The 11,998-nt window shown below is 64.6% G+C and carries 12 protein-coding genes; 8 read left to right on the forward strand and 4 right to left on the reverse strand.

What is annotated here, in order from left to right:
- Positions 1 to 150 precede the first annotated feature (150 nt).
- The 5 genes from IVB45_RS07210 (at position 151) to IVB45_RS07230 (ending at position 6,052) form a co-directional block, all read left to right on the forward strand.
- Positions 151 to 2,973 carry a hybrid sensor histidine kinase/response regulator gene (locus tag IVB45_RS07210; RefSeq protein ID WP_247807609.1) on the forward strand — a complete coding sequence of 941 codons (2,823 nt, stop codon included), beginning with the start codon at positions 151 to 153 and terminating at the stop codon, positions 2,971 to 2,973.
- Positions 2,974 to 2,997: 24 nt separating this feature from the next.
- Complete coding sequence (locus IVB45_RS07215; RefSeq protein WP_007606277.1) at positions 2,998 to 3,468, forward strand: chemotaxis protein CheW; 471 nt, start codon at positions 2,998 to 3,000, stop codon at positions 3,466 to 3,468.
- Positions 3,469 to 3,541: 73 nt separating this feature from the next.
- Positions 3,542 to 3,907 (forward strand): response regulator, encoded by a 366-nt coding sequence (locus IVB45_RS07220; RefSeq protein WP_007600538.1) that lies wholly within the window; start codon positions 3,542 to 3,544, stop codon positions 3,905 to 3,907.
- A gap of 73 nt (positions 3,908 to 3,980) precedes the next feature.
- Positions 3,981 to 5,183, forward strand: coding sequence for a chemotaxis response regulator protein-glutamate methylesterase (locus tag IVB45_RS07225; protein ID WP_247357250.1), 1,203 nt, complete (start codon positions 3,981 to 3,983; stop codon positions 5,181 to 5,183).
- Positions 5,180 to 6,052: a protein-glutamate O-methyltransferase CheR gene (locus IVB45_RS07230; protein ID WP_247357249.1), complete on the forward strand. Its 873-nt coding sequence runs from the start codon at positions 5,180 to 5,182 to the stop codon at positions 6,050 to 6,052. Before IVB45_RS07225 ends, IVB45_RS07230 begins: the two co-directional genes overlap by 4 nt.
- Positions 6,053 to 6,100: 48 nt before the next feature.
- On the opposite strand, the gene IVB45_RS07235 is transcribed toward IVB45_RS07230, so the two are convergent.
- The 4 genes from IVB45_RS07235 to IVB45_RS07250 form a co-directional block, all read right to left on the reverse strand.
- Positions 6,101 to 7,261 carry a glutathionylspermidine synthase family protein gene (locus IVB45_RS07235; RefSeq protein ID WP_247357248.1) on the reverse strand — a complete coding sequence of 387 codons (1,161 nt, stop codon included), beginning with the start codon at positions 7,259 to 7,261 and terminating at the stop codon, positions 6,101 to 6,103.
- A 3-nt stretch (positions 7,262 to 7,264) separates the two neighbouring features.
- The gene (locus IVB45_RS07240; protein ID WP_247357247.1) at positions 7,265 to 7,687 is read right to left on the reverse strand and encodes a hypothetical protein; all 423 of its coding nucleotides are present in this window, start codon (positions 7,685 to 7,687) and stop codon (positions 7,265 to 7,267) included.
- 1 nt (position 7,688) lies between these two features.
- The gene (locus IVB45_RS07245; protein WP_247357246.1) at positions 7,689 to 8,093 is read right to left on the reverse strand and encodes a DUF350 domain-containing protein; all 405 of its coding nucleotides are present in this window, start codon (positions 8,091 to 8,093) and stop codon (positions 7,689 to 7,691) included.
- 170 nt (positions 8,094 to 8,263) lie between these two features.
- Positions 8,264 to 8,965, reverse strand: a complete 702-nt coding sequence (locus tag IVB45_RS07250; RefSeq protein ID WP_007600544.1) for a response regulator transcription factor — start codon at positions 8,963 to 8,965, stop codon at positions 8,264 to 8,266.
- Between the two features lie 415 nt (positions 8,966 to 9,380).
- Here IVB45_RS07250 and fliI point away from each other — a divergent pair, with 415 nt between their 5' ends.
- The 3 genes from fliI (at position 9,381) to IVB45_RS07265 (ending at position 11,984) form a co-directional block, all read left to right on the forward strand.
- A complete protein-coding gene (gene fliI / locus IVB45_RS07255; RefSeq protein ID WP_106946294.1) occupies positions 9,381 to 10,706 on the forward strand; it encodes a flagellar protein export ATPase FliI in 1,326 nt (441 codons plus the stop codon).
- 133 nt (positions 10,707 to 10,839) lie between these two features.
- Positions 10,840 to 11,259: a flagellar export protein FliJ gene (fliJ, locus tag IVB45_RS07260; protein ID WP_007600546.1), complete on the forward strand. Its 420-nt coding sequence runs from the start codon at positions 10,840 to 10,842 to the stop codon at positions 11,257 to 11,259.
- A gap of 179 nt (positions 11,260 to 11,438) precedes the next feature.
- Entirely contained in the window at positions 11,439 to 11,984 is a 546-nt protein-coding gene (locus tag IVB45_RS07265; RefSeq protein ID WP_027568201.1) for a sigma-70 family RNA polymerase sigma factor, read from the forward strand.
- Positions 11,985 to 11,998 lie beyond the last annotated feature (14 nt).

An 11,998-nucleotide genomic window follows, 5' to 3' on the forward strand; every position in this document is an offset into this window, starting at 1 on the left:
GGCTTGTCCGGAGCGCCTTATCTATTTGTTGATTCCGTTCTTTTCCACATACTCAACCATTATTAAACGCTTTGCGGTGAAGCTGGCCCCATTCCGAATTGGCGCATCACGTCTTGTGTGCGCGCCCTCCCTGTATGAAGGCCTGTTTTCATGGATGATCTGTTGCGGGAGTTTTTGACGGAAACCAGCGAGAGCCTGGACACCGTGGACAATCAGCTGGTGAAGTTCGAGCAGGAGCCGAACAACGCCAAGATCCTGGATAACATCTTCCGGCTGGTCCACACCATCAAGGGCACGTGCGGCTTCCTCGGATTGCCGCGGCTGGAAGCGCTGGCGCATGCCGGCGAGACGTTGATGGGCAAATTCCGTGACGGCATGCCGGTGACCGGGCAGGCGGTGACGGTGATCCTGTCCTCGATCGACCGCATCAAGGAAATTCTGGCCGGGCTGGAGGCGACCGAGGCCGAGCCCGAGGGCACCGACCGCGATCTCATCGACAAGCTGGAAGCGATGGTTGAGCAGGGCATGGCGGCAATGTCAGGCTCGGCGCAGCCGATGCCGGCCGGTGCTGCTGCTCCCGTGGCCGAAGCGCCGCCGCTGGTGCCGGAAGCGCCGGCTGCGGTGGAAGCCGCGCCGACCTCCGGCGTGCTGGCCGACCAGAGCCTGGAGCGTCCGCTGCGTCCGGGCGAAGTCTCGCTCGACGAGCTCGAGCGCGCCTTCCGCGAGACCGCGATCGAAGTCCCGGCCCCGGTTGCCAAAGCCGAAGTCAAGGCCGAGCCCCAGCCTGCCGCTGAAGCGCCAGTGGCTGTTGCCAAGGACGCTGCCAAGGAAGCCAAGGAAGTTAAGGCGCCCAAGGACAAGGCCGCGCCGAAGAAGTCGATCGCCGACGAGGGCGCCGGCGAGGGAGCCAGCATCGCCAACCAGTCGATCCGCGTCAACGTGGATACGCTGGAGCATCTGATGACCATGGTCTCCGAGCTGGTGCTGACCCGCAATCAGCTGTTGGAGATCTCCCGCCGCAACGAGGACACCGAGTTCAAGGTGCCGTTGCAGCGGCTGTCCAACGTCACCGCCGAGCTGCAGGAAGGCGTCATGAAGACGCGCATGCAGCCGATCGGCAATGCCTGGCAGAAGCTGCCCCGCATCGTTCGCGACCTCTCGAGCGAACTCGGCAAGCAGATCGAGCTGGAGATGCACGGCGCCGACACCGAGCTCGATCGCCAGGTGCTCGACCTGATCAAGGACCCGCTCACCCACATGGTGCGCAACTCCGCCGACCATGGCCTGGAGACCCCGGCCGAGCGTCTCGCCGGCGGCAAGGGCGAGCAGGGCACCATCCGCCTGTCCGCCTATCACGAGGGCGGCCACATCATCATCTGCATCGCCGACAACGGCCGCGGCCTGAACACCGACAGGATCAAGGCCAAGGCGATCTCCTCAGGTCTGGTCACCGAGGCCGAGCTCGAGAAGATGAGCGAAGCCCAGATCCACAAGTTCATCTTCGCGCCGGGCTTCTCCACCGCTGCCGCCATCACCTCGGTGTCGGGACGCGGCGTCGGCATGGACGTGGTGCGCACCAATATCGACCAGATCGGCGGCACCATCGACATCAAGTCGGTGGCCGGTGAAGGCTCCTCCGTCACCATCAAGATCCCGCTGACGCTGGCCATCGTCTCCGCGCTGATCGTGGAAGCCGCCGGCGACCGCTTTGCGATCCCGCAGCTCTCCGTGGTCGAGCTGGTGCGGGCCCGCGCCAACTCGGAGCACCGCATCGAGCGCATCAAGGACACCGCGGTGCTCAGGCTGCGCAACAAGCTGCTGCCGCTGATCCATCTCAAGAAGCTGCTCAAGATCGACGACGGCGCCGTCTCCGATCCCGAGAACGGCTTCATCGTGGTGACCCAGGTCGGCAGCCAGACCTTCGGCATCGTCGTCGACGGCGTGTTCCACACCGAAGAAATCGTGGTCAAGCCGATGTCGACGAAACTGCGTCACATCGACATGTTCTCGGGCAATACCATCCTGGGCGACGGCGCGGTCATCATGATCATCGACCCCAACGGCATTGCCAAGGCGCTCGGCGCCGCCGGCTCCTCGGCCCATGACATGAACAACGAGAACGGGACGCACAGCATCGGAAGCGGCGAGCAGACCACCTCGCTGCTGGTGTTCCGCGCCGGCTCGTCCCAGCCCAAGGCGGTCCCGCTCGGGCTCGTCACGCGCCTGGAAGAGCTCCCGGCCGACAAGATCGAGTTCTCGAACGGTCGCTACATGGTGCAGTACCGCGAGCAGCTGATGCCGCTCGTCGCCATGGAGAGCGTCACCATCGCGAGCCAGGGCGCCCAGCCGATCCTGGTGTTCTCCGATGACGGCCGCTCCATGGGCCTCGTCGTCGACGAGATCATCGACATCGTCGAGGAACGGCTCAACATCGAGGTCGGCGGATCCTCCTCCGGCATTCTCGGCTCGGCCGTGATCAAGGGCCAGGCCACCGAAGTGATCGACGTCGGCCACTTCCTGCCGATGGCGTTCTCCGACTGGTTCACCCGCAAGGAGATGAAGCCGTCGCTGCACTCGCAATCGGTGTTGCTGGTCGACGACTCGGCGTTCTTCCGCAACATGCTGGCTCCGGTGCTCAAGGCCGCCGGCTACCGCGTCCGCACCGCGCCGACCGCGCAGGAGGGCCTGGCCGCGCTGCGCGCGCAGACCTTCGACGTGGTCCTGACCGACATCGAGATGCCCGACATGAACGGGTTCGAGTTTGCCGAGACCATCCGCTCCGACAGCAATCTGGGCGCGATGCCGATCATCGGGCTCTCCGCGCTGGTGTCGCCGGCGGCGATCGAGCGCGGCCGTCAGGCCGGCTTCCACGACTATGTCGCCAAGTTCGACCGTCCCGGTCTGATCGCGGCGCTGAAGGAACAGACCGCAGGCGCCGCCGGTGCCTCCGAGCTGAGCCGCGCAGCAGCGTAACCAGCGGGATCAGGAGATACGCACATGACCAAGAAGACCCAGTCCGGCGAAGGCGCCATGGTCGAATACGTCACCGCGATGATCGGCGGCCAGCTGTTCGGCCTGCCGATCTCCCGCGTCCAGGACGTGTTCATGCCCGAGCGCGTCACCCGCGTGCCGCTGTCCTCGCGCGAGATCGCGGGCGTGCTGAACCTGCGCGGCCGCATCGTCACCGTGGTCGACATGCGCGCCCGGCTCGGCCTGCCCAAGCCCGAGGACGGCAAGATCCCGATGGCGGTCGGCGTCGACCTGCGCGGTGAATCCTATGGCCTGTTGATCGACCAGATCGGCGAAGTGCTGCGGCTCGCCGAGGACGGCATGGAAGAAAACCCCGTCAATCTCGACCCCCGCATGGCCAAGCTCGCCGGCGGTGTCCACCGTCTCGACGGCCAGCTCATGGTCGTCCTCGACGTCGATCGCGTCCTCGAGCTCGCGCCCGAGATGATGGCGGCCTGATACGCCGGCACATCCGCCGACGTATCTGCAATTGGAATTGCCCCCGCAAAAAGGGGAGGAAGCAGAGGTTCACATGCGAACTTGTCTCGTCGTTGATGATTCCAGCGTCATCCGCAAGGTTGCGCGCCGGATCCTGGAGGGCCTCGACTTCCAGATCCTCGAAGCCGAGGACGGTGAGAAGGCGCTGGAGGCCTGCAAGCGCGGCTTGCCCGATGCGGTCCTGCTCGACTGGAACATGCCGGTGATGGACGGCTACGAGTTCCTCGGCCATCTCCGGCGCATGCCTGGTGGCGACCAGCCCAAGGTCGTGTTCTGCACCACCGAGAACGACGTCGCGCATATCGCGCGCGCGCTGCACGCGGGCGCCAACGAGTACATCATGAAGCCTTTCGACAAGGACATCGTGACGGCGAAATTCCAGGAAGTCGGCCTTATCTGAGACCGCCCCGGAGGCTGAACGGCTCCTTCGGCGTTTGTTTTCAACTGACCGTTTCAGTCTGAGTTGGTGAGTAATGAGTGTTGCGTTCGCAGGTAATTCGACCCCGGGCTCGTCGCGGGAAGCCGGACCGTTGCGGGTGATGGTCGTCGATGACTCCGTCGTCATCCGTGGTCTGATCTCGCGCTGGATCGGTGCCGAGCATGACATGGAGGTCGCGGCGTCGCTGCGTACCGGGCTCGAGGCGGTCAACCAGATCGAACGCATCAACCCCGACGTTGCCGTGCTCGATATCGAAATGCCCGAGCTCGACGGTATCTCCGCGCTGCCGCAACTGCTGGCGAAGAAGCGCGATCTCGTCATCATCATGGCCTCGACGCTGACCCGCCGTAACGCGGAGATCAGTTTCAAGGCGCTGTCGCTCGGCGCGGCCGACTATATCCCGAAGCCGGAATCGACGCGCGAGGCGTCGGCTGCGGACATCTTCCATCACGACCTGATCCAGAAAATCCGCCACCTCGGTGCACGGCTGCGCCGCAAGCCCGCGGTTGCGAGCCCGCCGCTTGCGCCCGCGGGCCCGGCTCCGGCTGCACGTGGACCGCTTGTCGCGCGGCCTGCCGCGTCCGCGGCGGCTCCGGCCCTGCATGCGCCGTCGTCGTCCTCGCCGCTGTCCACGCGTCCGTTCTCGACCCAGGCACCGAAGGTGCTGCTGATCGGCTCATCGACCGGCGGTCCTCAGGCGCTGATGGCGCTCGTCGCCGAGCTCGGTCCCGTGATCGACCGCGTCCCGGTGCTGATCACCCAGCACATGCCGCCCACCTTCACCACCATTCTCGCGGAGCATCTGGCACGCACGAGCCGCAAGCCGGCAGCCGAAGCCGTCGACGGCGAGCCGGTGAAGCAGGGCCGCATCTATCTTGCGCCGGGCGGCAAGCACATGCGCGTCGTGCGTAGCGGCGGCGACGTGGCGATCGCGCTCGACGACGGTCCCGCCGTCAATTTCTGCAAGCCGGCGGTCGATCCGCTGTTCACTTCCGCCATCGACATCTGGCATGGCGCCATCCTCTCCGTGATCCTGACGGGCATGGGCTCGGACGGCATGCGCGGCGGCAAGGACATCGTCGCCGCCGGCGGCAGCGTGATCGCGCAGGACGAAGCCTCCAGCGTGGTCTGGGGCATGCCGGGCGCAGCGGCCAATGCCGGCATCTGCGCGGCGATCCTGCCGCTCAACCAGATCGGCGCCCGGGTCAATCGCCTGTTCGCGGGAGACCGCTCGTGACGCCGGTTGACTACGAGTATCTGCGCAAATTCCTGAAAGAGCGGTCCGGCCTCGATCTCTCGCCTGACAAGCAGTATCTGGTCGAGAGCCGGCTGCTGCCGCTGGCCCGCAAGGCGAGCCTCGCCGGAATTCCCGATCTCGTGCTGAAGATCAGGAACGGCGACGGGCGGCTTGCGAGCGACGTGGTCGAGGCGATGACCACCAACGAGACCTTCTTCTACCGCGACAAGATCCCGTTCGATCATTTGCGCGAAACGATCCTGCCGGGGCTGCTTCGGGCGCGCGCGGCGCGCAAGTCGCTGCGCATCTGGTCGGCGGCCTCGTCGACGGGACAAGAGCCCTATTCGATCGCGATGTGCGTGAAGGAGATGGGCGCAGCCTTCGCCGGCTGGCGCATCGAGATCGTCGCCACCGATCTGTCGCAGGAGGTGCTGGAGAAATCCAAGGCCGGCGTCTACAGCCAGTTCGAGGTGCAGCGCGGCCTGCCGATCCAGCACCTGATGAAATACTTCACGCAAGCGGGGGAGGTCTGGCAGCTCAATGCCGACATCCGCGCGATGGTGCAGTTCCGCCAGCTCAATCTGTTGCAGGACTTCTCCCATCTCGGCACGTTCGACGTGATCTTCTGCCGCAATGTGCTGATCTATTTCGACCAGGACACCAAGGCCGTGATCTTCGAGCGCATGGCGAAGGTTTTGGAAGCCGACGGTACGCTGCTGTTGGGCGCCGCCGAATCCGTCGTCGGCATCACCGACGCGTTCCGCCCGATCGCCGAGCGTCGTGGTCTCTATCAGCTCAACCCGACGCGCTCCGGCCGCCCGATGGGCGGATTGATGCCGCCGTCGTTGAAGGTTGCAGCGGCGCGGTGAGATGCGTTCTTCCCTTTCTCACAAGGGGAGAAGGGAAGAAGAGGCACTTCACAAAATCGCATGGGGCAGAAACCGCGAGCCGTTGCCGGTGATCGGGCTCTCGTCCTCGCGGATCGATAGGCCGCAGGGTTCGTGATCGACCAGCCAGCTTCCCACCACCGGATAGAAGTCTGAGAAGTTCGGCAGCGGCGCGAGCGCCTGCCGCACGAATCCTTCGGCGCCGTAGGGGCCTGCCTGCTCGTCGAGCGGCATTCCGCCTGCTACCAGCGTGACATTGGCGCCTTCGCGCGACAGCAGCGGCTTGCGCACATAGGAACTGCCGAGCTCGGCTGCCCGCGGATCGTCCTCGAAGAACGCCGGCAGCAGATTGGGATGGTTCGGAAACATCTCCCAGAGCAGCGGCAGGATGCCCTTGTTGGAGAGCACCGCCTTCCACGGCGGTTCGATCCAGCGTGTCGATGCGTCCTTGAGCTTTGCGCCGAAGCTGTCGTGGAACATCCATTCCCAGGGATAGAGCTTGAAGGCGAGCCCGATATCGCGGTCGTCGAGATCGACGAAGCCGCCGGCGTCATTGCGCCAGCCGATCGCCTCGATGTCGAGCAGCGTGGTCGCCAGTCCGGCCTGGCGCGCTGTGTCTTCGAGATAAGCGAGCGTGCCGGCGTCCTCCTCATTGCCCGTGGTGCCGGTGAGATGGACATGGCGGCTAGCTGCAATCTGCTTCCAGGCTTCGATCAGTCGTTCGTGGATGGAGTTGAACTGGTCGGCCCGCGACGGGATGATGCGCCGTTCGATCGCTTGTTCGAGCCAGGTCCATTGAAACACCGCGGCTTCGAAAATCGAGGTCGGCGTGTCCGCGTTGTATTCGAGCAGCTTTGCCGGTCCCTTGCCGTCGAATTTCAGATCGAGCCGGCCATAGAGGCTGCGGTCGTCTCGTGCCCAGCTCTCGGCGATCAAGCTCCAGAACGCGTCCGGTATCTTCAAGCGCTGCAGATGGCGCTCGTCGCCGATGACCCGGCCGGCGAGCTCCAGGCACATCGCGTCGATCTCGCCGGTCGGCGTCTCGATGCCACGCTCGATCTCGTCGAGCGTGAAGGCGTAGTAGGCGCGCTCGTCCCAATAGCGCTCGCCGTCGATGGTGTGGAAGGCGAAGCCGCATTGTTCGGCGGTCTGTCGCCAGTCGTCGCGCTCGGGGCAGACGATGCGTTGCATGGGTCAGCCGCCGCCAGAGAAGCCATGGCCAAACGAGCCGAAGCCACCGCGGCTCACGCCGCCGGAGCCTGAATCGGATGACGTTCCGGACGAGGAATGGCTCGAGGAGTCGCTGCTGAAGAAACTCGATCGCGACGACCAGCGCGAGCTGCCGCCGCCGCCCGACGAGCTGCTTCTGCTGCTGCAGGCGGTGCTCGCCTGCACCGGCGCGGCTCCGGGGACCGTGGCGCCGGGGACTATCGCCCCGGTAGCGGAGGGCTCGCAATTGTGCCGCGGCATCAGCGTGTAGGCGGTGGTGCCGACCGCAATCGTGCCCATCACCAGCAGCGCGACACGGCCGGAGCGCTTCACCGGCTGTTGTGCAGGCGGCGGTCCTGCCGCCGGCCGGCGCCTGCCGAACTCCTTTTTGGAGGGCTTGTCGGCCATGTCAGTAGATCATGCAGGCGGCGTTGAGCAGGCCCGCAGCAAGCGAGGACAGCCCGAGCCAGATCGCGGGCGCGAGCTCGCCGGCCGCGATCCGCGCCGGCAGATTCGGCACCGGCACCCTCACCAGAAAGAGCACGATGATCTGCACGATCAGCGCGATGAGCGCCCAGATCAGGCAATCCAGCACATTGGCCGAATGCGCGATGGCGCTGACCAGCGGCGCCACGAAGCCGAGCAGGCTGAGGCCGAGTGCGATCGCCGCGGCCGGCTCGTTGTCCCGGATCAGCTGGAATTCGTTATACGGAGTGATGCGGGTGTAGACGAACAGATACGTCACGATCGTGATCAGCCCGGTGCAGAAATAGACCAGGAAGGCGGGCAGGCCGGCGAGTGATTGCAGGATCATCGTTCCCCCATCGTGCAGCGACCATTCGTCGGCGGGGGAAGGATAGCGGTTCAAGGGCGGCAGGACGACGAGGCCGCGTTCGCGTCCCCAAAAAACAAAACCCCGCCATTCGCGGCGGGGTCCAGGCTGGGAGGAGCAAGCCCCGAAGGGCTCGCGGGTAAACCCCAGGATCAGGCGGGAATGCGCTCTTCGACCTCGTGCGGCTCGCGCAGCACGTAGCCGCGGCCCCAAACGGTCTCGATGAAGTTGCGGCCTTCCGAGGCATTCGCGAGCTTCTTGCGGAGCTTGCAGATGAAGACGTCGATGATCTTCAGCTCGGGCTCGTCCATGCCGCCATAGAGGTGGTTAAGGAACATTTCCTTGGTGAGGGTCGTGCCCTTGCGGAGCGAGAGCAGCTCCAGCATCTGGTATTCCTTGCCGGTCAGATGCACGCGCTGGCCGCCGACTTCCACCGTCTTGGTGTCGAGGTTGACGACGAGGTCGCCGGTCTGGATCACCGACTGGGCATGACCCTTGGAGCGGCGCACGATCGCGTGGATGCGGGCAACCAGCTCGTCCTTGTGGAAGGGCTTGGTCATGTAGTCGTCGGCGCCGACGCCGAGACCCTTGACCTTGTCCTCGATGCCGGCGAGGCCGGAGAGGATCAGAATGGGTGTCTTGATCTTGGAGACCCGGAGCTGCTTGAGCACGTCGTAGCCGGACATGTCGGGCAGGTTGAGGTCGAGAAGGATAATGTCGTAATCGTATAATTTACCGAGATCGACGCCTTCTTCCCCCAAATCGGTCGTGTAGACGTTGAAGCTCTCAGACTTCAACATCAGCTCGATCGACTGCGCGACGGCGCTGTCATCTTCAATCAGCAAAACGCGCATGCCAGTTCCCCATAGTCGCCGCTCCTGGGCGTCAGGTCGGCCGCATTCGCGGCACACAACAAAACGCCTTTGAACAACTGATTCGGATCCTGACAACAGATGGTTAACAAATTCTGATTCTGGAACGCAAGCCCTGTAGATGCAATTTTCGTCGAATCGCCCTAAGGTCTTGTGTGCGAAGCAGCTTTCGTTATCCGGTTGCGTTCAAGTTCCACTTTAAGAGACGGGCCTAACCGACTCCCGCGACTCAGCCTTCTTCTGAAGGGGAGCCACGCTCAGTCACAAAGACAGTGACGCAATGATTAACGATGCGGGTAAACACGAAGTTAAGCGCCGTTCAGAAATATGGCGAAACTTAAGGTTTTCGCCACGAAGCCCCGGATTATGAAGGCGATCACCTCATGAAGGCCCTCTAATGAAGGCTCTTGCCGAACAGATCGGCGATATTGACGGCATCAATATTTATGGCCGTGTCGTCGGCGTGCGCGGCCTGATGGTCGAGGTGGCCGGACCGATCCACGCGATGTCGGTCGGCGCGCGGCTCGTGATCGAGACCGGCGGCAACCGTTCCATCCCCTGCGAGGTGATCGGCTTCTCCGGCAACAACGCCGTCGTGATGCCGTTCGCCGGCCTCGACGGCGTGCGGCGCGGCTGCAAGGCCGTCATCGCCAATGCCGCAAATCAGGTGCGGCCTTGCGCGGCCTGGCTTGGCCGCGTCGTCAATGCGCTGGGTGAGCCGATCGACGGCAAGGGGCCGCTGCCGCAGGGCCCGGCGCCGATGCCGTACCGCAATTCGCCGCCGCCGGCGCACTCGCGCAAGCGCGTCGGCGCGCCGCTCGATCTCGGCGTGCGCGCGATGAACACCTTCCTGACCTGCTGCCGCGGCCAGCGCATGGGCATCTTCGCAGGCTCCGGCGTCGGCAAGTCGGTGCTGCTGTCGATGCTTGCGCGCAACGTCGATGCCGCCGTCAGCGTCATCGGGCTGATCGGCGAACGCGGCCGCGAGGTGCAGGAATTCTTGCAGGACGACCTCGGCGAGGAGGGCCTCGCGCGTTCCGTGGTCGTGGTCGCGACCTCCGACGAGCCGGCGCTGATGCGCCGCCAGGCCGCGTATCTGACGCTCGCGGTCGCCGAATATTTTCGCGACGAAGAGCAGGACGTCCTTTGCCTGATGGATTCGGTGACGCGCTTTGCCATGGCCCAGCGCGAGATCGGCCTGTCCGCAGGCGAGCCGCCGACCGCCAAGGGTTACACGCCGACCGTGTTCACCGAGCTGCCGAAGCTTCTGGAGCGCGCCGGCCCGGGCTTGGGCGAGGGCGCCATCACCGCGATCTTCACGGTGCTGGTCGATGGCGACGACCATAACGAGCCGATCGCGGATGCCGTCCGCGGCATCCTTGACGGCCACATCGTGATGCAGCGCTCGATCGCCGAGCGCGGCCGCTACCCCGCCATCAACATCCTCAAATCCGTCTCCCGCACCATGCCGAAATCGGCCGACCCGCAGTTCTGGCCGACCATCCAGAAGGCGCGGGCGGTGATGGCGACCTATGCCGACATGGAGGAATTGATCCGTCTGGGCGCCTACCGCGCCGGCTCCAGCCCCGAGGTCGACGAGGCGATCCGCCTGCACGAGCCGCTGGAGGCCTTCCTGCGCCAGCGCAAGGATGAAAATGCATCGCTGGCGGACGGCTACCGCCAGTTGGCGCAAATCCTCGGCAATTTGGAAACGGAACGCTAACTTTGTCCCGTCATCATCCCATCCCACAGAGTAGCAGAGCCGGTCTTGGCCCCCGTCGGGCCTGTGGGGAGACCGGTGTTGTCCCAATGTGTGTGTTTCTTGCAGCCAAGGGACTTCTGGGGAGTACGAGTCGATGAAGTCACGTGATACCCTCATCCGCCTGAAGAAGTTTCAGGTCGACGAGAAGCGCCGCCGGGTCAGCCAGATCGAGACCATGATCGCCGACTTCCAGCGGATGTCGACCGATCTTGAACGCGAGATCTCGACCGAGCAGGAGCGCGCCGGGATCAACGATCCCTCGCACTTCGCCTATCCGACCTATGCCAAGGCTGCCATCCAGCGTCGCGAGAACCTGACCCGCTCGGCCGACGAGCTGAAGGGCCAGCTCGACGAAGCCAAGGCTGCACTGGCCGAAGCCTTCGAGGAGCTGAAGAAGGTCGAGCTCCTCGACGAGCGCGATCAAGCCCGCGAACGCGCCGAGGAAAACGCCCGCGAGCAGGCCGATCTCGACAGCATCGGCCTGATGCGTGCCCGCATGGGCGCCGTCGCCTGAGACGCTAGCCGCCAGACCTGCGAGAATTTGCAGAACCCGGACCCCATGGGTCCGGGTTTTTGCATGTGCTGTCCACAGTGTGCCGCCGCGCCCCCTTGGTGGTCGGCTTTGTCGCGCGCTATGGTGGCGGAGTGCCAGCGCCTGCGCGGAACGCGACGGGCTGCGCATTGGGGGGCTGAATGCTGACGCCAGCAGAGCTGGTCGGGCTGATTGGGGCGGTGGCGCAGGGCGATCAGGCCGCGTTCGAGCGCCTCTACGTCGCCACGCGCGCGAAACTCTATGGCGTCGTGCTCCGTATCTTGCGCCGACAGGATCTCGCAGAGGAGGTCATTCAGGAGACCTACGTCAAGATCTGGAACAGCGCCGGCCAGTTCAATCCCGCTCTCGCGTCGCCGATCACTTGGATGGCGTCGATCGCGCGCAACCGCGCCATCGACATCGTGCGCAAGAAGACGGAAGTCTCCATCGAGGAAGAGCCGCAGGCGATGGAAGTCGCAAGCGACAGCCCCGATCCGCTGGCGCGGCGGGAGATGACTGAGGAATTGAGACGGCTGCTCGAATGTATCGGCCGGCTCGAGCCGGACCGTCAGAGGCTCGTGCTTCTCGCCTATTACAACGGCTGGAGCCGCGAGCAACTGGCGGAGAAATTCGCGGCGCCCGTCAACACGGTGAAGACGTGGCTTCGGCGCAGCATGTTGGATATTCGCGAATGTCTCGGGCTATGAGGGCTTGGACCATG

This window comes from Bradyrhizobium sp. 4, assembly GCF_023100905.1.
Taxonomy (GTDB): Bacteria; Pseudomonadota; Alphaproteobacteria; order Rhizobiales; family Xanthobacteraceae; genus Bradyrhizobium.